Origin of the sequence: Erwinia plantamica (assembly GCF_043420595.1) — a bacterium.
Taxonomy (GTDB): Bacteria; Pseudomonadota; Gammaproteobacteria; order Enterobacterales; family Enterobacteriaceae; genus Erwinia; species Erwinia aeris.
In genome coordinates, this window is record NZ_JBGCUC010000018.1 from 1 (window position 1) to 21777 (window position 21777).

At 57.8% G+C, this 21777-nt stretch carries 17 protein-coding genes and 1 riboswitch; of the genes, 5 read left to right on the forward strand and 12 right to left on the reverse strand.

Annotation, left to right across the window (positions count from 1 at the left end):
* Positions 1–128: 128 nt before the first annotated feature.
* Together murI and btuB are read right to left on the reverse strand one after the other, a co-directional pair.
* On the reverse strand, positions 129–980 hold the full coding sequence (gene murI, locus AB3U87_RS17465; protein WP_253457155.1) for a glutamate racemase: 852 nt from the start codon (positions 978–980) through the stop codon (positions 129–131).
* Positions 925–2796, reverse strand: coding sequence for a TonB-dependent vitamin B12 receptor BtuB (gene btuB / locus AB3U87_RS17470; RefSeq protein WP_369896592.1), 1872 nt, complete (start codon positions 2794–2796; stop codon positions 925–927). The genes murI and btuB overlap by 56 nt, the downstream gene beginning before the upstream one ends.
* A gap of 66 nt (positions 2797–2862) precedes the next feature.
* A riboswitch (cobalamin riboswitch) is annotated at positions 2863–3035 on the reverse strand.
* A gap of 126 nt (positions 3036–3161) precedes the next feature.
* Between btuB and trmA the strand changes: the two genes are divergently transcribed.
* Positions 3162–4262 carry a tRNA (uridine(54)-C5)-methyltransferase TrmA gene (trmA, locus tag AB3U87_RS17475; protein ID WP_253457149.1) on the forward strand — a complete coding sequence of 367 codons (1101 nt, stop codon included), beginning with the start codon at positions 3162–3164 and terminating at the stop codon, positions 4260–4262.
* A gap of 50 nt (positions 4263–4312) precedes the next feature.
* Here the strand turns inward: trmA and AB3U87_RS17480 are convergent, their stop codons facing one another.
* Positions 4313–4666, reverse strand: a complete 354-nt coding sequence (locus AB3U87_RS17480; RefSeq protein WP_253457144.1) for a YijD family membrane protein — start codon at positions 4664–4666, stop codon at positions 4313–4315.
* Between the two features lie 9 nt (positions 4667–4675).
* Positions 4676–5317 carry an HTH-type transcriptional repressor FabR gene (gene fabR / locus AB3U87_RS17485; RefSeq protein WP_253457141.1) on the reverse strand — a complete coding sequence of 214 codons (642 nt, stop codon included), beginning with the start codon at positions 5315–5317 and terminating at the stop codon, positions 4676–4678.
* Positions 5318–5510: 193 nt separating this feature from the next.
* On the opposite strand from fabR, the gene sthA reads away from it, so the two are divergent.
* A complete protein-coding gene (sthA, locus tag AB3U87_RS17490) occupies positions 5511–6911 on the forward strand; it encodes a Si-specific NAD(P)(+) transhydrogenase (protein ID WP_253457139.1) in 1401 nt (466 codons plus the stop codon).
* Here the strand turns inward: sthA and oxyR are convergent.
* Positions 6894–7811, reverse strand: coding sequence for a DNA-binding transcriptional regulator OxyR (gene oxyR / locus AB3U87_RS17495; RefSeq protein ID WP_253457136.1), 918 nt, complete (start codon positions 7809–7811; stop codon positions 6894–6896). The two genes, sthA and oxyR, sit on opposite strands and share 18 nt — an antisense overlap.
* A gap of 135 nt (positions 7812–7946) precedes the next feature.
* On the opposite strand from oxyR, the gene AB3U87_RS17500 reads away from it, so the two are divergent.
* Positions 7947–8678, forward strand: a complete 732-nt coding sequence (locus tag AB3U87_RS17500) for a glutathione peroxidase (RefSeq protein WP_125290556.1) — start codon at positions 7947–7949, stop codon at positions 8676–8678.
* Between the two features lie 98 nt (positions 8679–8776).
* Here AB3U87_RS17500 and argH read toward each other — a convergent pair whose 3' ends face one another.
* The 4 genes from argH to argC form a co-directional block, all read right to left on the reverse strand.
* Entirely contained in the window at positions 8777–10150 is a 1374-nt protein-coding gene (gene argH / locus AB3U87_RS17505) for an argininosuccinate lyase (protein WP_301252499.1), read from the reverse strand.
* A gap of 79 nt (positions 10151–10229) precedes the next feature.
* Positions 10230–11444, reverse strand: a complete 1215-nt coding sequence (locus AB3U87_RS17510) for an argininosuccinate synthase (protein ID WP_125290558.1) — start codon at positions 11442–11444, stop codon at positions 10230–10232.
* A 19-nt stretch (positions 11445–11463) separates the two neighbouring features.
* A complete protein-coding gene (argB, locus tag AB3U87_RS17515) occupies positions 11464–12240 on the reverse strand; it encodes an acetylglutamate kinase (RefSeq protein ID WP_253457130.1) in 777 nt (258 codons plus the stop codon).
* 15 nt (positions 12241–12255) lie between these two features.
* Positions 12256–13260: an N-acetyl-gamma-glutamyl-phosphate reductase gene (gene argC, locus AB3U87_RS17520; protein WP_370734999.1), complete on the reverse strand. Its 1005-nt coding sequence runs from the start codon at positions 13258–13260 to the stop codon at positions 12256–12258.
* A 171-nt stretch (positions 13261–13431) separates the two neighbouring features.
* Here argC and argE point away from each other — a divergent pair, with 171 nt between their 5' ends.
* Positions 13432–14583, forward strand: a complete 1152-nt coding sequence (gene argE, locus AB3U87_RS17525) for an acetylornithine deacetylase (protein ID WP_301252496.1) — start codon at positions 13432–13434, stop codon at positions 14581–14583.
* 237 nt (positions 14584–14820) lie between these two features.
* Positions 14821–17472, forward strand: coding sequence for a phosphoenolpyruvate carboxylase (ppc, locus tag AB3U87_RS17530; RefSeq protein WP_301252495.1), 2652 nt, complete (start codon positions 14821–14823; stop codon positions 17470–17472).
* A 38-nt stretch (positions 17473–17510) separates the two neighbouring features.
* Here the strand turns inward: ppc and AB3U87_RS17535 are convergent, their stop codons facing one another.
* The 3 genes from AB3U87_RS17535 to AB3U87_RS17545 all read right to left on the reverse strand — a co-directional run bounded on the left by AB3U87_RS17535 (position 17511) and on the right by AB3U87_RS17545 (position 21777).
* A complete protein-coding gene (locus AB3U87_RS17535) occupies positions 17511–18089 on the reverse strand; it encodes a hypothetical protein (RefSeq protein ID WP_253457119.1) in 579 nt (192 codons plus the stop codon).
* Between the two features lie 88 nt (positions 18090–18177).
* Positions 18178–19080: a methylenetetrahydrofolate reductase gene (metF, locus tag AB3U87_RS17540; RefSeq protein ID WP_253457115.1), complete on the reverse strand. Its 903-nt coding sequence runs from the start codon at positions 19078–19080 to the stop codon at positions 18178–18180.
* Positions 19081–19347: 267 nt separating this feature from the next.
* Entirely contained in the window at positions 19348–21777 is a 2430-nt protein-coding gene (locus AB3U87_RS17545) for a bifunctional aspartate kinase/homoserine dehydrogenase II (protein WP_369896589.1), read from the reverse strand.

Consider the following 21777-nt stretch of genomic DNA (forward strand, 5'->3'; position numbering starts at 1 on the left):
CTTCTGACCCGGTGACCGTCAGGCCGTTGTTCCGTGTCAGTGGAGGCGCATTATAGGGAGTTTCTGACGGCTGACAACCCCTATTTTTAAAAAATTTTCCGACCGTTGTTTTTTTATGCAAAGCCGGGCTAAAGCGCCAGTTTTTCGAGCTTTTCGAAGCCATAACGCCGTAAAACGGGCATTAATTGTACTGCCTGCTCCGTCATTGCCAGACAAAAGGCCAGATTACTTTCTTCGGAGAAGACTTTTGGCGACTCATTTTCCAGCAGCCAGACGGTGCGACGCGCGATAGCCGCGCCGGAGTCGATTAATCGCGTCCCTTCAGGCAATACCTGTTGCAGTTCATCCGCCAATAAAGGGAAGTGCGTGCAGCCGAGCACCACCGTATCGGGCGGCTCTTTCATCCGCAGCCAGGGTTGCAGGATCTGTCTTACCTGCTCCAGCGGCACCTCTTTACCCTGCAGCTTGGCTTCCGCCAGCTCCACCAGCTCTGCGGAACCCAGCATTTCCGTTTTGCATTCACCGGCGAAGCGCTTAACCAGCTCATGGGTATAAGGACGCTTTACCGTCCCTCGCGTCGCCAGCAGGCCGACTACGCCGTTACGCGTTAAGCGCGCAGCGGGTTTAATTGCCGGCACCACGCCGACGACAGGAAAACTGAAACGTTCGCGCAGGGAGGGAAGCGTAACGGTGCTGGCCGAGTTGCAGGCGATAACTACCAGCGACAGCGGATACAGACGCGTAACGGCGGTCACGATTTCAAGCACGCGTTCAACAATAAAAGCTTCGCTTTTTTCACCGTAGGGGAAGGCAACGTTATCAAAGGTGTAGATATAGTGCAGATCCGGCAGCAGCTGCCGGATCTCTTCGCAGACGGAAAGCCCACCGACGCCGGAATCAAACACCAGCACGGTGGGTCGCGGATTAGAAGGTGTAGCTGCCGCTGAGGTAATACTCCCTTCCTGGAGTTTGATAGCCATAAACTGTCTCGTAATCTTTATCAAACAGGTTGGCTATTCTACCACGAACGGTCAGCCGGGATGTGACCGGATACGAAACCGCGAGATCCCATAAGCTGACGCCGCCAAGCTTCACAATTTTGCCGCTGACATCCTGTGAATACTCTTTATCGTAGCGCTGGCCCAGATATTGATAGCTGAGCGACCAGTCGAAGGCATACAGGGTGTAATCAAGCTGATACTTCACCTGCTGTTTGGCGCGACGCAAGAGGATTTCGTTGGTTTCACCGTTACGCGCATCCGTATAGTCATAGGAAAGCGTGTGGCTGACGGGGCCGGTATCAAACGACGCCGTGGTTTCCACGCCTTTAATCGTGGCTTTATTCACGTTGTAGTAGCTGCTGGTTACGTTGCTGTAGTCGATCAGACTATCGATATCGTTGCGATAGCCCGACACGTGCCAGGTAACCGGGCCGGTCAGGCCTTCGAAGCCCCCTTCCCACTGCTTGCTTTGCTCCGGATCGAGATCGCTGTTGCCGCCAAAGGAGCCGTAAAGCTGGCCGATGGTTGGCGCCTTAAAGGCCGTTCCATAGCTGGCGATAACGCGATAGCCTTCTGCAAACTCCCATGCGCCGCTGGTTTGCCAGGTGTTATGCCAGCCAAATTCGGCATGATCGTCGCCGCGCACCGCGCCTTCCAGCGTCAGTGAACCGAACGCCTGCTGGGCTGTTGCATAAAGGCCGGTATTTGTTACTTCGTGGCTGTCGGTAACGTAGGCCGTGCCGGGCTCGATGGTTTGCTTCTGCCAGTCGACGCCGCCGCTAACGCTGCCGTTGCCTACCACAATGTTATTGCCCCATTGCAGATTGTACTGCTGCGAGTCGTCTAACGTAGCGGATCCGTCATACCGTCCCAGGCCTGGGCTGTAGTTGTAATCTTTAGAGTGGCTATAGCTGGCGACAAGCTGAGAAGAGTAAAGCCCGTTATTGAAGCGCAGGCCGCCATCCCACGTCTGGCTGTAAAGCTGACGCGTATCGACATAGGTATCCGGCTTAACATAGGTAGAGTAGCCATCGTAGGCCGTGCGGTTGTCGTAGCCGTAGCCGCGCACGAAACCGCTGAACTCGTCATTGATCTGCTGTTCAATCGCGCCGTAAAGCGTTTTGCTCATAAAGCCATCGCGATCTTTCTGCCGCTCGTTGCCTGAAGCATCCGGATAGTTCGCCACCACATCATACCCTTTGGTATAGGTATAGTTACCCGCCAGGGTCACACGCGTGTTTTCCCCCAGCATCTGTTGCGTGGCGCCGTCATAAGCCTGATAGCCGTTTGAACCGACTCCGGCCGTTAAGGTCGTGCCCGGTTTTTCCCGCCCGGTAATAATGTTAACCACGCCGCCAATCGCATCAGAGCCATAAACGGCCGAGCGCGCGCCGCGCACGTATTCAATACGCTGCACCAGCGAGATCGGGATTTGGCTGAGGTCGGAAGAGCCGCTGATGCCGGCCTGATTCAGGCGAATGCCGTCAATCAGCACCAGCACGTGGCTGGAGTTGGTGCCGCGAATAAACAGCGAGGTTTGCTGCCCCAGCCCACCGTTGCGCGCGATATCCACGCCCGGCAGCCGACGCATCACATCGGCAACGCTTTTCGACTGCCAGCGATCTATCTCCTCGCGCGTGACGACCGTGGTGGGCGCAAGCACGGAGGAAACGGGTTGTGCAAAACGGTTTGCGGTGGTGACCAACGTGCTGTCGGCATCCTGCGCAAAGCCATATTGCGCCCAGAGGGAAAGTGCCGTAGCGCTGAAGGCGAACAGCTTCGGTTTCGTTATCATGGTGTCAGAGCATCCGGTAGATCATGCAGATGCCGCAGGCATACGAGAAAGAACGCGCTCGTAGGAGTTGCGACGTAATCACCGGCAGGTCTTCGGGCTCGGAATCATGAAACAGTGCAGACTTCCCATCCAAAGACAGTGTCAGGCACCCACGACGACATTCCATACCGCTGCGCGTCAGCTCCAGCTTTGCACTGGATTCCCTTTTAACTTATTGAAAGGCCGGCAGCGCATTTTATGGTTAACCCATACAGAATTCCAGACGCCCGCGCATCCAAACGATGCCAGCACCGGACAACGCTGGACATTACGCGGCGGATGCCTACAATCGCAGGGCTTTTAAGGCCCTTAACCCAGGAATGACCATGACTCCCGAACAGCTGCCGATCGAACACTACGATGCCCAACTGGAAGAGAAAGTAGCCCGTCTGCAAACGCTGATGGTTCCTTTTACCGCACAGGATGTCGAAGTTTTCCGTTCGCCAGTCAGCCACTACCGTATGCGCGCTGAGTTCCGGATCTGGCACGACGGCGACGACCTCTACCATATTATTTTTGACCAGCAGACGCGCCAGCGTATCCGCGTCGACAGCTTTCCGGCGGCCAGTGAACTGATCAATCAGCTGATGCCTCGCCTGATTGACGCCGTGCGCGATAAGCCGGTGCTGCGCCATAAGCTGTTCCAGATTGATTATCTCTCCACGCTGAGCAAGCAGATTGTGGTTTCCATGCTTTACCATCGCGCGCTGACGGATGAATGGCAGCAGGCGGCCACGGCGCTGCGTGACGAGCTGCGTGCGGAAGGCTTCGATCTGCATCTGATTGGCCGCGCCACTAAAACCAAAATCTGCCTGGATCGGGATTTTGTGGACGAGCGTTTACCGGTAGCCGGAAAAGAGCTGATCTATCGTCAGGTAGAGAACAGCTTTACCCAGCCGAACGCGGCGATGAACATTAAAATGCTGGAGTGGGCGCTGGACGTGACAAAAGACGCCAGCGGCGATTTGCTGGAACTCTACTGCGGCAACGGCAACTTCTCTTTAGCGCTGGCACGCAATTTCCGTCGCGTGCTGGCTACGGAGATCGCCAAACCGTCGGTCGCTTCCGCCCAGTACAATATTGCCGTCAACAATATTGAAAACGTGCAGATTATCCGCATGGCGGCAGAAGAGTTTACCCAGGCGATGAACGGCACGCGCCAGTTTAACCGTCTGGAAGGCATCGATCTCAGCAGCTACGAGTGCGAGACTATCTTTGTCGATCCGCCGCGTAGCGGGCTGGATGAAGAGACGGTAAAAATGGTGCAGGCTTACCCGCGCATCCTTTATATCTCCTGCAACCCGCAGACGCTGTGCGACAATCTGGCTACGCTTTCCGCCACCCATGACGTTGAACGGCTGGCGCTGTTTGACCAGTTCCCCTATACCCATCATATGGAGTGCGGCGTTCTGCTGACGCGGCGCTAAACGCAAAAGAGCGATGCCAGGCATCGCTCTTTTTATTGCACCGTCGGGCGTTAGCCGCCTCTGCGCGCCCGCAGCTTCAGGCCAATCCAGAAAATTAGCGCAACCATCAAAATAGTCTGCACAAAGTTAGAACCGATTTCAGGATATTCCGCGCGGACGATAGCGCTGTAAACCAGGATGCCGAGCAGGAAAAACGCAGCGGCGAGAGAAGGCATGCCGTCCGGCATCGCGCGGTTAAGATAGCGCTGATGCAGGCACCAGGCGGAAAGGCCCAGCGCGATAAGCGGGAAAACGGAAAACGGCACTATCGAACTGAACAGCACCGAAAACGAGCCGTTAATGGATAGCCCGGTCAGAAAGGCCAGCAGCAGCGTACCCTTGTCCCGGCCAGTCGCTAAACTCATCTCACTCTCCTAATCATGGGCGCCTGGCGACACCGCCAGCCGCTCCTGTTCGCGTCGATACCAGTAGTAAGCGCCTTTAGAGATCATCCGTAGCTGCAACACCAGCCGCTCTTCCAGCTGGCGTCGCTGCGCCACGTCGATATCCAGCGCCTCGGCCCCGGCGTTAAAGACAATAATAACCATCGCCTCCGCCTGCGCTTCGGTAAAGCTGCGCGGCATACGATTTTCAACTTCAAGATAGTCCGCCAGCTCGGCGATAAAATGCTGGATTTCACGGGCTACCGCGGCGCGAAACGCGGCCGACGTGCCGGAGCGTTCACGCAACAGCAGGCGGAAAGCGTTGGGATTATTGCCGATGAATTCCATAAATGTGGACACCGAGGTGCGGATAACGCTGCCGCCTTTAGCGATACGCTGACGCGCCTGGCGCATCAGCTGGCGCAGCATCAGGCCGCTCTCATCCACCATTGTCAGCCCAAGCTCGTCAACATCGCGAAAATGACGATAAAAGGAAGTCGGCGCGATGCCCGCTTCCCTGGCGACTTCCCGCAGGCTCAGGCTGGCAAAACTCCGCTCGGCACTCAGTTGGCTGAATGCCGCTTCGATCAGCGAACGCCGTGTCCGTTCTTTTTGCTGCGCTCTGACGCCCATGTTTGTGCCTGTTTTGCCTGCCAGATTTGCACTATATCAAACTTTTCAGCGTACAGCGGTATCAACTTTGTGTACGCCTGTTAACCTTCCGCTTTGTCAATAAATGGCAAATTGAACAGTTAAAATTGGGAACCCGCTCACGAGATGTTAGAATAAAGTTGAAAATTTGTATAAGAATATAGGACGTATTGGTATGCAACAGTCTTATGATTACGACGCCATCGTGATTGGTTCCGGTCCTGGCGGCGAAGGCGCGGCGATGGGCCTGGTTAAACAGGGCGCGCGCATTGCCGTTATCGAGCGTTATCACAATATCGGCGGCGGTTGTACCCATTGGGGAACCATTCCATCAAAAGCACTCCGCCACGCCGTCAGCCGCATTATCGAATTTAACCAGAATCCGCTTTACAGCGATCACACCCGCCTGCTGCGCTCGTCTTTTGCTGACATTCTGAACCATACGGAAAACGTTATCAGTCAGCAAACGCGGATGCGTCAGGGCTTTTACGAGCGCAACCGCTGCGAACTGTATCAGGGCGACGCCCGTTTCGTTGACGCCAACACTATCGAAATCGTTACGCACGACGGCAGCGTGGAAAGACTGACCGCTGAGAAATTTGTTATCGCCTGCGGCTCGCGTCCTTATCATCCGGTAGACGTGGACTTTACCCATCCGCGCATTTACGACAGCGATTCCATTCTTAATCTGCATCATGAGCCTGGCCACGTCATTATTTATGGCGCGGGCGTGATCGGCTGCGAATATGCTTCTATCTTCCGTGGACTGAACGTAAAAGTTGATTTAATCAACACGCGCGATCATCTGCTGGCGTTTCTCGATCAGGAAATCTCAGATTCGCTTTCCTACCATTTCTGGAACAGCGGCGTGGTTATCCGCCATAACGAAGAGTTCGAGAAAATCGAAGGCGTCAGCGACGGCGTGATCATGCATCTGAAGTCCGGCAAAAAAGTGAAGGCCGACTGCCTGCTGTACGCCAACGGCCGTACCGGGAATACCGATGCGCTGGGGCTGGAAAACGTCGGGCTGGAAGCGGACGGCCGTGGCCTGCTGAAGGTCAACAGCATGTATCAGACCGCCCAGCCGCATATTTATGCCGTAGGCGATGTGATCGGCTATCCAAGCCTGGCTTCCGCCGCTTACGATCAGGGCCGCATTGCCGCTCAGGCGCTGATGAAAGGCGAAGCGAACGCGCACCTGATTGAGGATATCCCAACCGGTATTTATACCATTCCGGAAATCAGTTCGGTGGGCAAAACGGAGCAGCAGCTGACGGCGATGAAGGTGCCTTACGAAGTGGGTCGGGCGCAGTTTAAGCATCTGGCGCGCGCGCAGATTGTGGGGATGAACGTTGGCAGCCTGAAGATCCTTTTCCACCGTGAAACCAAAGAGATCCTGGGGATCCACTGCTTTGGCGAACGCGCTGCCGAGATCATTCATATCGGCCAGGCCATCATGGAGCAGAAAAACGGCGGCAACACGATTGAATACTTCGTGAATACCACCTTTAACTATCCCACCATGGCCGAAGCCTACCGCGTGGCCGCGCTGAACGGGTTAAACCGCCTGTTTTAACGCGCTGTTCATATAGCCCTGCATATGGGTGCGGATCGCCTCTGCCAGCTGCTCATAGCGGCCGCGCAGCGGCGAGCCTGGCCGGTACACCAGCGCGATGGTGCGCTGCGGTTCCGGCTTGTAGCACGGCAGATAGCAAACGCCGTCGCGCACGCGCTCTTTCGGCACCGCCAGCGCGGGCAGCAGCGTGATGCCGCTGCCTGCCGCCACCATATTACGCAGCGTTTCCAGGCTGGTGGCGCGGAAATGCGTGTCTTCGTCTGCCCCGGCCTGAAAGCAAAAGCCCATTGCCTGATCGCGCAGGCAGTGGCCGTCTTCCAGCATCAGCAGCTTCTCGCCAGACAGATCCGACATCGGTACGCGATCGCGGTCGTGCCACGGATGATCCTGATAGATCGCCAGCTTCATCGGCTCATCAAACAGCGGCACCTCGATAAAGGCTTCTGACTCTTTCACCAGGGCCAGGATCGCGCAGTCGAGCTTGCCGCTGTCCAGCTGCGCCAGCAGCTGCTGCGTTTGCGCCTCGTGCAGATACATCTCCAGCTTGGGAAAGGTTTTGTGCAGCGTCGGGATAATCTGCGGCAGCAGATAAGGTCCCACGGTCGGGATCAGCCCGATATGCAGCGGCCCGGACATCGCCTCGCCCTGCTGGCTGGCCATCTCTTTCAGCACCTTGACCTCGCGCAGCACGGTGCGCGCCTGGTCGACCAGCAACAAGCCAGCCTGAGTGAAAAGCACTTTACGGCTGGTGCGTTCTAACAGCATAACGCCCAGTTCATCTTCCAGCTTGCGGATCTGACCGCTGAGCGTAGGTTGACTGACGTGGCAGGAATCAGCTGCCCGTCGGAAATGCCGATGTTCAGCCAACGCTACCAGATACTCAAGATCGCGAATATTCATCTTTTCCTCCGAGCCACGATAGTTCATGGCGATAGATAGAATAGCAATCAACGATTAGCCCTATCAAGCCCGGATGATAATAATGTCACCCGTTCGAGAGATGAATCACTTTTACCCCTAATCAAGAGGTAGTTTATGTTTGCAAGTCAGGAAGGTAAGTCAGTCCCGCAGGTCACTTTTCATACGCGTCAGGGCGACAGCTGGGTAGACGTCACGACTGATGAGCTGTTTAAAGACAAAACTGTCATCGTGTTCTCTTTGCCAGGCGCGTTTACGCCAACCTGTTCATCGAGCCATCTGCCACGCTATAACGAGCTGTCAGACGTTTTCAAAAAACACGGCGTGGACAATATTCTGTGCGTATCGGTCAATGACACCTTCGTTATGAACGCGTGGAAAGCCGATCAGCACGCTAACAACATTACCTTTATCCCGGATGGCAACGGCGATTTTACTCGCGGCATGGAAATGCTGGTCGAGAAAGCGGATCTGGGCTTTGGCCCGCGCTCATGGCGCTACTCCATGCTGGTTCGTAACGGCGTGGTAGAGAAAATGTTTGTTGAACCAAACAAGCCGGGCGACCCGTTTGAAGTGTCTGATGCCGACACCATGCTGCGCTATCTGGCACCGGAATTTAAGGTGCAGGAGTCCGTGTCCCTGTTCACCAAGCCGGGCTGCCCGTTCTGCGCTAAAGCCAAGCAGATGCTGTTGGATCGCGGTATTCAGTACGAAGAAATCGTGCTGGGCCAGGATGCCACCACCGTCAGCCTGCGCGCTGTAACCGGCCGTGCGACCGTTCCTCAGGTCTTTATCGGCGGACGCCACATCGGCGGCAGCGACGATCTGGAACAGTTCTTTTTAGCCTAAGAATTAAGAAGGCGAGCCATAGCCCGCCCTCTTATGTGCCTAAAATAAAAATATAAGTCGAAATTAGTTGGCGGGCCTGATGCCCGCCTTTTTTTTGCTTACGCCAGGCGATTTTTCGCGTCGGTAATCGCAAGCGACACCTGATGCGGCGAAACACCACCCTTCGCATTACGCTTGTCCAGACAGGATTGCAGCGACAGGATCGGATAGACGTCTTCACCAATCACCTTGCTGTACTGTTGCAGCTCTTCCAGCCTTAGCGCTTCCAGCGCCACGCCTTTGCCAATTGCCGCCACAACGACTTCGCCCACGATATGATGCGCTTCGCGGAACGGGACGCCTTTAGCTACCAGATAGTCAGCCAGCTCGGTCGCATTGGCATAGCCCTGCTCTGCCGCTTCCTGGCAGCGCGGACGCTTCACCTGAATGCCGTCCAGCACCAGCGCGGCCATATGCAGACAGTCGGACCAGGTGTCCAGCGCGTCGAACAGGCCTTCTTTGTCTTCCTGCATATCTTTGTTGTAGGCCAGCGGCAGGCCTTTCAGCGTCATCATCATGCCGGTCAGCGCGCCCTGCACGCGGCCGCACTTGCCGCGGATCAGCTCCAGCGCGTCCGGGTTTTTCTTCTGCGGCATCAGCGAAGAGCCGGAGGTAACCTTATCGGACAGCTCGACAAAGCCTGACTCGCCGGTATTGAAGAAAATCAGATCTTCGGCGAAGCGGGAAAGATGCACCATGCCGATAGAGGCGTCGGAAAGCAGCTCCAGCACGTGATCGCGGTCGGAAACGGTGTCCAGGCTGTTGCGCGTGGCGGAGGCAAAGCCCAGCCAGCCGGCCAGCTGCTCGCGGTCGATTTCATAAGCCGTGCCGGCCAGCGCGCCGCAGCCCAGCGGGCTGACGTCCAGACGCTTCAGCGTATCCTGCAGGCGGCTTTCATCCCGCGCCAGCATCTCGACATAAGCCAGGCACCAGTGCGCAAAGGTCACCGGCTGCGCGCGCTGCAAATGGGTGTAGCCCGGCATGACCGCGTCCTGGTTCGCTTCTGCCGTGGCCACCAGCGCCTGCTGTAGCTGACGCGTGGCGATCAGCAGCTCGCCGATCTGCGCTTTGCACCAGAGCTTCAGATCGGTGGCGACCTGATCGTTACGGCTGCGGCCGGTATGCAACTTTTTGCCGAGCGCGCCGACTTTCTCAATCAGCCTGCCTTCAACATAGCTGTGAATATCTTCCGCATCGCTTTCCAGGATCTGCTGCGGATTAGCGCGCACTTCCTCAAGCAGCACGTTCAGCGCGGCTTCCAGCTGCTGCTGCTCTTCTGTAGTCAGAACATTGACCGTCACCAGCGCTTTGGACCAGGCTACGGACCCGACAATGTCCTGCTCTGCCAGACGATAGTCAAAGCGCAGCGAGTCATTAAACAGTTTGAAACGTTGATCTGCTGCCTGAGTAAACCGTCCACCCCAAAGTGCCATGTCAGTGCTCCCTTAAATTCATTGAGTTTTCTTTAAAAGGCGGCCTGCGCCGCCTTATTTCGCCAGGCAAAATCCCGGCTTACTTTTTCTCGTTCAGCGCACGGATGCGTGAAGAGAGCGAGAACAGACGGATAAAGCCGCCCGCGTGACGATGGTCGTACACTTCATCTTCGCCGAAGGTCGCAAACTCTTCTGAGTAGAGGCTGTTGGCGGATTTCTTCTGGATCGCCGTAACCTGACCTTTATAAAGTTGCAGCACCACTTCGCCGTTGACTTCTTCCGCCAGCGATTCGGCAGCGGCCTGAATGGATTTACGCAGCGGCGCGAACCAGCGGCCGTCGTAAACCACGTAGGACATCTCGTGGCCCAGCTGTTCGCGCCATTTGAAGCTGTCGCGATCCAGCACCAGCTGCTCAACCGCACGCAGCGCGTTGACCATAATGGTGCCGCCAGGGGTTTCGTAGCAGCCGCGAGACTTGATGCCCACCAGACGGTTTTCGACGATATCGATACGGCCCACGCCGTGTTTCGCGCCGATAACGTTCAGTTTTTCCAGGCAGCCGAACGGGCTTAGCGCTTCGCCGTTTACGGCAACCACGCGGCCTTTCTCCACGGATACCGTCACCTGCTCAGGCTGGTCCGGCGCTTCCAGCGGATCGACAGTCCAGACCCAGCAGTCTTTGTTTGGCGCATTCCACGGGCTTTCCAGCACGCCGCCTTCGGTAGAGATATGCCAGGCGTTTTCATCACGGCTGTAGATTTTTTCCAGCGACGCGGTGGTCGGGATGTTGCGCTCTTTCAGATAGTCGAGCAGCGCCTCACGGGAACGCAGGTTCCACTCGCGCCATGGGGCAACCACTTTCAGCTGTGGGGCCAGCGCGGTGTAGGTGGTTTCGAAACGCACCTGGTCGTTGCCTTTACCGGTTGCGCCGTGGCACAGCGCATCCGCGCCGACTTTCAGCGCCAGCTCAACCTGCGCTTTGGCGATAATAGGACGCGCCATCGACGTGCCCAGCAGATAAGTACCTTCATACAGCGCGCCGGTTTGCAGCACGGGATAGACGTAATCGCTGATGAATTCTTCACGCAGATCCACTACGTGGCATTCGGAAGCGCCGGACTGCAACGCTTTCTGCTCAACGCCTTCCAGATCGCCACGCTCCTGGCCGATATCGGCCACGAAGGCGACCACTTCACAGCCGCCGTAGTTCTCTTTCAGCCACGGAATAATCGCGGAGGTATCCAGACCGCCAGAGTAAGCCAGAACGATTTTTTTGATGCTTTTATCTTGCATTGTCATTTCCTTGAACCGGTTAAGCGAGGATCCGGGTGCCAATCGACACGCCGTTAAATAGGGTTGGTAGCTGTTCGGCATGACGCCAGCTGGCGATATCGACCGGACGGCCCAGCGTGCGGGCGGCATCCAGCGCGGCGTTGACTTTAACAATCATGCCATCGGTAATGATGCCCTGGGCGATCAGCTGTTCCGCCAGCGCCGTCGTCATCTCTTCGATGCGCTGGCCTTTGCCGTCCAGAATGCCGCTGACGTCGGAGAGCAGCACCAGATCGGCGCCCAGCGTCGAGGCCAGCGCGGTGGCGGCCTGGTCGGCGTTGACGTTCATCAGCTTGCCGTCTTCGGTGATGCCGATAGAGCTGATCACCGGCAGGTAGCCTGCTTCCAGCAGCGTAGTAATGAGTTTGGGATTGCCCGGCGTCGCCTGGCCCACGTGGCCCAGCTCTTCATCAAAAGCCGCCACGTTGACGCTGCCGCCGTCGCCCAGGCACAGGCCAACGGCATCAATACCGTGTTTTTTCGACCAGGCCAGCAGCGTTTTATTGGCGGTGCCCGCCAGCGCGCCGGTAATGATGTCGATCTGATCGGCTGGCGTGACGCGCAGGCCGTTTTTCTTTTTCACCGGCAGCGCCAGCTTCTTCATCAGCTCGTCGACCAGGCAGCCGCCGCCGTGAACGATCAGCAGCGGGCGCTGATGGGTTTCGCGGTACGCCACCAGTGCGTCAAACAGGCGCGCCAGCGCCTCTTCGCTATCCAGCAACACGCCGCCGAGTTTAATAATTAAAGGATTGGTCATGGGCTTTCTCACTGATTAAATAAGCGACTGCGTTTCCGGGAAGCCGAAACGAATATTCATACACTGCACCGCCTGCGACGACGCACCTTTCAGCAGGTTATCTTCCGCCGAGACGATAATCGCGTGCTCGCCCTGCACGGCAAAGCCGATATCGCAGAACGGCAGGCCGACCACGCCTTTGATCGACGGCACGCCTTTATCATAGACACGCACCAGCGGCTTATCGTGATAGGCGTTATGGAACGCTTCCGCCACGTCTTCATGCGTTACGCCCGCCTTCAGCCGACAGGTGGTGGTGGCCAGGATGCCGCGCGGGAAGTTGCCCAGGTGCGGCGTGAAGATCACCGGCACGCCAAGATGCGCGGCGATTTCCGGCTGGTGACGATGGGTGAAAATGCCATAAGGCTGCAGGCTGACCTCGCAGAAACTGGTGGTCACGGACGCTTTGCGTCCTGCGCCGCTGACGCCGCTGGTGGCGTTGATCACCGGCCACTGCGCTTCGTTCAGCAGATCCGCCGCAATCAGCGGCTTCAGCGCCAGCTGCGCGGCGGTCGGGTAGCAGCCCGGCACGGCAATCAGCTGCGCTTCTTTTAGCTGGCTCTGCTGCCATTCGGCCAGGCCATACACGGCCTTTGCCAGCCACGCTTTATGCTGATGCGGGAAGCCGTAATAGTCGGTGAAGAAGCTCTCTTCGTTGACGCGGAACGCGGCTGACAGATCGAACACCACGCAGCCGGCGGCCAGGAATTCAGGCGCCAGGTCATGACTGACTTCGTGCGCCGTCGCCAGAAACACCACGTCCACTTTGTCGGCGAACTCTGCCGCGCTTGTCAGCGGCTGCAGCGGCATGTCCAGGATGCCTTTCAGCTGCGGATGCAGATCGGAAAGCAATTTTCCGGCGTCAGGGCTTTGCGCTGATACCGCTAAAGCGGTTATGTTCACCTGAGGGTGACGGTTCAGGTAGGTCGCAAGCTCTACGCCAGCATAGCCACTGGCACCAACAATCAGCGTATTTAACATCGGACACCTTATAACGGTCTCGGGTTTCGGGTGACGGCTTCATGCCGTATTCCCACGCGGTTAGCGCCGGTTATGCAGGAAATCTGGTTTCCATCCCCACGCCATTAATGTATTTTTATTCACTATTAATGCATGAATATTGATACTATCCTAACGCAAGGACTGTCAACAGTGAAGACAAAATTACCGCCTTTTATTGAGCTTTACCGTGAGTTGATCGCCACGCCGTCCATCAGCGCCACCGACAGCGCGATGGATCAGAGTAATGAAGCTTTAATCAGTTTGCTGGCAGGCTGGTTCCGCGATATTGGCTTTGAGGTGGAAGTGCAGCCGGTTCCCGGCACGCGCCATAAATTTAATATGCTGGCCCGTACCGGCAGCGGCGCTGGCGGCCTGTTGTTGGCTGGTCACAGCGACACCGTGCCGTTCGACGATGGCCGCTGGACGCGCGATCCCTTTACGTTAACCGAACACGATAACAAGTTGTATGGCCTGGGCACCGCCGATATGAAAGGCTTCTTCGCCTTTATCCTTGATGCGCTGCGCGATGTTGACGTGAAAAAGCTGGCGAAACCGCTCTACGTGCTGGCGACCGCCGATGAAGAAACCACGATGGCGGGCGCGAAATATTTCTCTGAAAACGCCACAGTGCGGCCCGACTGCGCCATTATCGGCGAGCCTACCTCGCTTCAGCCGGTGCGGGCGCACAAAGGCCATATGTCGAATGTGATCCGCATTGAAGGCCAGTCGGGCCATTCCAGCGATCCTTCACGCGGGGTCAACGCCATTGAGCTGATGCATGAATCCATCACGCAGCTGATGGCGCTGCGCGACACGCTGAAAACGCGCTATCGTCACGACGGTTTTGCCATTCCTTATCCCACCATGAACTTTGGCCATATCAGCGGCGGCGATGCGGCAAATCGCATTTGCGCCTGCTGCGATCTGCATATGGATCTGCGGCCGCTGCCGGGCCTGACACTGAACGAGCTGGAAGGCTTGATTAACGAGGCGCTGGCGCCCGTCAGCGAACGCTGGCCGGGCCGCGTCAACGTCAGCCAGCTGCATCCGCCGATCCCCGGCTATGAATGTCCGGCCGATCATCGGCTGGTCAAAGTGGTGGAAAAGCTGTTGGGCACGGAAACCAGCATCGTGAACTACTGCACCGAAGCGCCGTTTATTCAGGAACTGTGCCCGACGCTGGTGTTAGGGCCAGGTTCGATTAACCAGGCGCACCAGCCGGATGAATATCTTGATACCGCTTTTATTAAACCTACCCGCGAATTGATTACGCAGGTCGTACAGCATTTTTGCAATCACTGAGTGAAAAGCGGGGCATTTAGCCAGTAAAACGGCCTTTTACCCCGGCTTTATCATTTGTTTCTCGATAAGAATAACTTATCTCGCTGCGTCGCTGTTAAATTTCTTAAATTACCGCAAGTTAGCGACAGGTTCGCACACGTTTAAGTCAATTGACGGATGGACGGGAACGTGGCTAGATAAAAGGCAATGTTATACCGGCGACGGTAGAGAGTGATAAAAATAACGGTCAGGGGTCATATGAACGAACAATATTCCGCAATGCGAAGTAATGTCAGTATGCTCGGCAAACTGCTCGGGGATACGATTAAGGATGCGCTTGGCGAGAACATCCTGGATCGGGTGGAAACCATCCGTAAGCTCTCCAAGTCTTCCCGCGCGGGAAACGACGCCCACCGTAAAGAGCTGCTTACCACGCTGCAAAATTTATCCAATGACGAACTGCTGCCGGTGGCGCGCGCCTTCAGCCAGTTTCTGAACCTGACCAACGTCGCCGAGCAGTACCACACCATATCGCCCAAGGGCGAAGGCGCCAATCACCAGGAGCTGCTGGCGAAAACCTTCGAGCGCCTGAAGCAGCAGCCCAACCTGACGGAAGCCAAAATTCGCGAGGCTATCGAATCGCTTTCTCTGGAGCTGGTGCTGACCGCACACCCGACGGAGATCACCCGCCGCACGCTGATCCACAAGCTGGTCGAGGTCAACAGCTGCCTGAAACAGCTGGATCACAACGATCTTTCCGACTACGACCGATCGCAGATTATGCGTCGTTTGCGCCAGCTGGTTGCGCAGGCCTGGCATACCGATGAAATCCGTAAATATCGCCCGACGCCGGTCGATGAAGCCAAGTGGGGCTTCGCGGTGGTGGAAAACAGCCTGTGGGAAGGCGTCCCGGCCTTTCTGCGCGAGCTGTACGAGCAGGTAGAGGCGTCGTTTGGCGTTAAGCTGCCGGTAGATTTTGTGCCGGTGACCTTTACCTCCTGGATGGGCGGCGACCGCGACGGCAACCCGAACGTGACGGCTAAAATCACCCGCCACGTGCTGCAGCTAAGCCGCTGGAAAGCCACCGATTTGTTCCTGCGCGATATCGCCGTGCTGGTTTCCGAGCTGTCGATGTCGGAGTGTACGCCGGAAGTCCGCGAGCTGTGCGGCAACCCGGAGGCGCTGGAGCCTTACCGCGAAATCATGAAAAACCTGCGCGCCCAGCTGCTGGCGACCCAGGCGTATCTGGAGCGCCGCCTGAAGGGCGAGCGGCCTGCGCGTCCCGATAACCTGCTGATTGCCAACGAACAGCTTTGGGATCCGCTCTACGCCTGCTACCAGTCGTTGCAGGCCTGCGGTATGGGGATTATCGCCAACGGCCAGCTGCTGGACACGCTGCGCCGCATCAAGTGCTTCGGCGTGCCGTTGGTGCGCATCGATCTGCGTCAGGAGAGCACGCGCCACACCGACGCTATTGCAGAAGTCACCCGCTATTTAGGCCTGGGCGACTACGCCAGCTGGTCGGAAGCCGATAAACAGGCGTTTCTGATCAGCGAGCTGAGTTCCAAACGCCCGCTGCTGCCGCGTCAGTGGGAGCCGAGCGCCGAGACGCAGGAGGTGCTGGATACCTGCCGCGTGGCGGCGGAAGTGCCGAAAGGTTCCATTGCCGCTTACGTGATCTCAATGGCGAAAACGCCTTCCGACGTGCTGGCGGTGCATCTGCTGCTTAAAGAGGCGGGCATTCCTTTCGCCATGCCGGTGGCGCCGCTGTTTGAAACCCTGGACGACCTGAACAACGCCAACGACGTGATGCGTCAGCTGCTGGATATCGGCTGGTATCGCGGCTTTATCCAGGGCAAGCAGATGGTGATGATTGGCTACTCCGATTCGGCAAAAGACGCAGGCGTGATGGCCGCCAGCTGGGCGCAGTATCAGGCCCAGGATGCGCTGATTAAAACCTGCGAAAAAGCCGGTATCGCGCTGACGCTGTTCCACGGACGCGGCGGCACCATTGGCCGTGGCGGCGCGCCAGCCCACGCGGCGCTGCTTTCCCAGCCGCCGGGCAGCCTGAAAGGCGGCCTGCGCGTGACCGAGCAGGGCGAAATGATCCGCTTTAAATACGGCCTGCCGGAAGTCACCATCAGCAGCCTGACGCTTTACACCGGCGCCATCCTTGAAGCCAACCTGCTGCCGCCGCCGGAACCGGAAGCGGCCTGGTGCGGCATTATGGATCAGCTTTCCGCCGACTCCTGCGAGATGTATCGCGGCTACGTGCGTGAAAACGCCGACTTCGTGCCCTATTTCCGGTCGGCCACGCCGGAACAGGAGCTGGGCAAACTGCCGCTGGGCTCCCGTCCGGCCAAGCGGCGCCCCAGCGGCGGCGTCGAGTCGCTGCGCGCGATACCGTGGATCTTCGCCTGGACGCAGAACCGCCTGATGCTGCCTGCCTGGCTGGGCGCGGGCGCGGCGCTGCAAAAAGCGATGCAGGCGGGTCATCAGGATCAGCTGGAGGCGATGTGCCGCAACTGGCCGTTCTTCTCCACCCGTCTGGGGATGCTGGAAATGGTATTTTCCAAAGCCGATCTCTGGCTGGCGGAATATTACGATCAGCGGCTGGTGGACCAGACGCTGTGGCCGCTGGGCAGGCAGCTGCGCGACCAGCTGGATTCCGATATCAAAGCGGTGCTGACCATCGCCAACGATGCGCATTTGATGGCCGACCAGCCGTGGATTGCCGAATCCATCGCGCTGCGTAACGTTTATACCGATCCGCTGAACGTACTGCAGGCCGAGCTGCTGCACCGCTCCCGCCTACAGGAAACCAATGGTGAAGAGCCGGATCCGCGCGTTGAGCAGGCGCTGATGGTGACAATAGCCGGCGTCGCGGCGGGCATGCGTAATACGGGCTAACGGTACAGGGCGTTCATATCTGCCGGATATGAACGCCCTTATGGTTTAATGGGCGACCACGCGCACCAGAAGTTGACGACCCTGACGCCATACTTATTGACCTCTTCCACCACTTCCATTCTGTCCATGCCTCTTTCGCAATGTTCAGCCAGCCAGGCCCTGCTGCTGCAAAACTGTATCCAGCGGTTAAGGTGACGATCCTTAAGCCACAGCCCCATTTCGCAACGGCCCGATTTTCCCCGGCTCGGGCCGGGAAAAGAGACGTCATACTCCGTCAGATATTGACTGCTTTGATGGGGAAGATAGCGAACCAGAGCGGAGGGCAGCTGCAACGAGAACACGCCGATCATAAAAGCGCTACAGATAAAAAGTTTAGGGAGCTGCCGCAGCGTCAGGCGATGGTGAAAAAAGATGACGGCCACTAAGGTAATGACTAAGGCGGCGCCTACGCCGACTTCGCCAGCTATCCAGAAAACGCTATCTGGATCGGCCAGATAGACGTTGCGCGAAAGAGCAGACCAGTACGCCATCGCCACCAAAGGCACAACGGTAAAAAAGGCCATCAGTAAACAGCCTTTTATCCCCAGCCGCTTTATTTCCCTGATAATGTTTTGCATGGGTTCTTCATGATTCCTGCCCTGGAAAACAGGTATCATAAAAAAAATGCCGCCTCGCGTAAACGAAGCCGCAGCTGGCTTTTACTTATCAGGCCGGCACGGCAACCGCCGGGCGCACGCCCAGCGTGTGGCAAATGGCGTAGCTCATCTCCGCACGGTTCAGCGTATAGAAATGGAAATCTTTCACGCCTTCGCGGCTGAGGATTTTTACCATATCCATCGCCACGTTGGCGCCCACCATTTTGCGGGTTTCCGGGTCGTCATCCAGCCCGGCGAACATGCTGGTCATCCAGCCCGGCACGCGCACGTTGGTCAGCGTGGCAAAACGCTGCAGCTGTTTGAAGTTGGAAACCGGCAGAATGCCGGGCACGATTTCCACGTCGATCCCGGCGGTTACGCAGCGGTCGCGAAAGCGCAGATAGCTTTCCACATCGAAAAAGAACTGGGTGATAGCCCGGTTTGCGCCCGCATCAATTTTGCGCTTCAGGTTGATCAAATCCGCCTGCGCGCTTTTGGCTTCCGGATGCACCTCGGGATAGGCGGCAACGGAGATATCAAAATCGCCCACTTCCTTTAACAGCGCCACCAGATCCGCGCCGTACATTTCCGGCTTGCCGCCGCCCGGCGGTAAATCCCCGCGCAGCGCCACGATATGCCGAATGCCGCTGTCCCAGTAATCCTGAGCGATAGCGCGCAGCTCGCTGCGGCTGGCGTCAATGCAGGTTAAATGCGGTGCGGCTTCCAGCCCGGTGCGATCCTTAATACCTTTGATGATGCTGTGAGTGCGGTCACGCTCGCCGGAGTTGGCGCCGTAAGTAACCGAAACAAATTTCGGCTTCAGGCTGCCGAGACGATCGATAGAGCGCCACAAAGTCTGTTCCATTTCGCTGCTGCGCGGCGGAAAGAACTCAAACGAGACGTTAATCTGCCCGTTCAGTTCGGCCAGACTCTGGTTCAGTGCTTCGCGCTGGTTGGCGTGGAAAAAACTCATGGCTTACCTCATCGATCGCGGAAGAAAACGGCCCACCTTGAACTTCTATACGTTTAGACGTCCAGACATTCAAAATGACGGATCGGCGGTTTTACGTCAACAGATAAATGATGCCGCAGCGTGACAAATTCTCAACAAAGTTGAATGAAATTCATGCAGGAAAAAGAAGTGAGGAAAATCAAAGGGCCGCCGCGATCGGGCTGAATGCACAGAAAAATGACGCGCTATCATTTAAGCCGGGGCCGCGTTTTACGGCCCCGAAAGAAACTACAGCAGCTGCGCCAGCCGGTTGATGTCGGACTGGATTGCGCCTGCCGTTACGTCGCGACCTGCGCCCGGCCCGCGGATCACCAGCGGATTATCGCGATACCAACGGCTTTCAATGGCAAAGACGTTATCGCAAGGCAGCAGCGCCGCCAGCGGATGATCGTCCCTGACCGCCTCGACGCCGACGCGCGCCTTACCGTTGGCGTCAAAGCGGGCCACGTAACGCAGCACCAGCCCCATCTCCTGTGCGGCCTCAAAGCGCTGCTGCATCTGCTCGTTCAGCGCCTCGCCGTTCTCAAAGAAGTGATCGACCGACTCGCCTTCGCAGCTTTTCGGCACCAGCGACTCCACGCGCACCTGATCCGGTTCGATATCGTAGCCCGCCTCGCGCGCCAGGATCACCAGCTTGCGCATCACGTCCTGACCGGAAAGATCGACGCGCGGATCCGGTTCGGTCAGCCCCTGCTGCCATGCCTGATCCACCAGCTCGGTAAACGGCACGGTGCCGTCATACTGCAAAAAGAGCCAGGAAAGCGTGCCGGAGAAGATGCCGCTGATGGCGATAATGCTGTCGCCGCTTTCACGCAGATCGCGCACGGTGTGGTTAACCGGCAGCCCGGCACCGACGGTGGCGTTGTAAAGCCAGTGGCGGCCGGTTTTAGCGAAGGCGTCACGGATCTGACGATAGCGGTCGCTGCTTGACGCCCCGGCCACTTTGTTCGCGCCAATCACGTGAAAACCGTGGCTGGCGAAATCCAGATACTGATCGGCGAGCTGCTCGCTGGCGGTCACGTCCAGCACCACCAGGTCGTCGAACGGGTGCGCGCGCATCCACAGGAACAGCGACTCCTCGTCCCGCTCCACCGCCTCGTCATCAAAGAAGGCCAGCGCGCGGCTGGCGTCCAGCCCTTCGTAGTTCAGCAGGCTGCGACGACTGTCGACCACGCCGGCTAAAACATATTCAAATCCCGTCCGCGCCGATAGCGTTTCCTGCTCGCGCGCGAAAAGTTCCAGCCAGCGGGAGCCGATATTGCCCTTGCCGAACAGCATCAGGCCGACCTGTTTTTCCGCGCGGAACAGCGACTGGTGCAGACCGCGGATCAGATGTTCAGTCGGCCCGACGCGCAGCACGGCGACCAGGCTGATGCCCTCTTCCGACTGCCAGATAAATTCAACCGGCTGATCCTTCAGCTGCTGCCAGAAACGGTGGCTGTGCAGCGGATTGCGGCAGACGCCTGCGCCCACCAGCGCGACCAGCGCCATGTCTTCCCGCAGCTGTAGGCGTCCGGGAATGCCCGCGTCCTGCAGCAGCGTCAGCGCGCTGTTCACCACTTCCGAGGTATAACAAAGCTGTAAAAGGTGGCGATCGGGATGAACGCCGGTCGCCAGCGGACGCAGCTGCGCGCGCTGAAGCAGTCGTTCAATCTCTTTCTGCGCCGTGGCGAAATCGTGCTGCGGCGGCACCTGGAACTCAATCAGACAGACGTCGTCGTGGCTGGTGACAATCCGCGCGCCCGTGCCGGAAGCCAGCACGCGCTCAATGCGGGTCGAGCCCTGTTCCGGCTGGTAGCTACAGCGCAGCTGCAGGTCGATATCGCTGCCGGAAACCGGCTGTAGCGTACGGGTATGCAGCACCGGCGCGGCCAGGCGCGCCAGCTCGCTGGCCTCATCCAGCCGCAGCAGCGGCAGCAGGCAGGCGTCTTTCACCTTGCGCGGATCCGCACTGTAAACGCCCGCCACGTCGCTCCAGATGGTAACGCGCGACACGCCGGCCAGCGCGCCGATCTGCGTGGCGGAATAGTCGCTGCCGTTACGGCCCAGCAGCACGGTTTCACCCGCGTCGTTGCGGCTGATAAAGCCGGTTACCACCAGCCGCTCGCCCGGATGCTGGGCAATCAGCTGTTGCAGCAGCGGCCAGGATTTTCCTTCATCCACCTGCGGCTGGGCGGCCCGCTCGGCGCGCAGAAATTCCCGCGCGTCCAGCCAGCTCGCCGCCATATCCTGCTGCTGAAGCACGGCCGCCATCAGCCGTGCCGACCAGATTTCACCGTGTCCCACCACTTCCGCGTAGGCGGCTTCGGTTATTTTGCCATCCAGCAGAGCGGCCAGCTTTTCCAGATCGCGAATGAATTCGCCGATCAGCCCGTCCGCCGTCTGTGCCGGAAGCAGGCTGCTGATTAACTCGCTCTGGTAGCGTCGCAGCGCCTGCTGCACCTGATGCGCCGACAGACGGTCGCTCTGGCTCAGCTTCAGCCAGCTAATCAGCTGATTGGTGGTGCTGCCTGCGGCGGACACCACCATCACGTCGCCGGGACGGCTGTATTCCGCCATGATCCCCGCTACCCGCAGGTAACATTTGGCGTCGGCAAGGCTGCTGCCCCCGAATTTATGCAGCTGACGCGCGCCTGCTGCCACTGCTGAATGACTCAT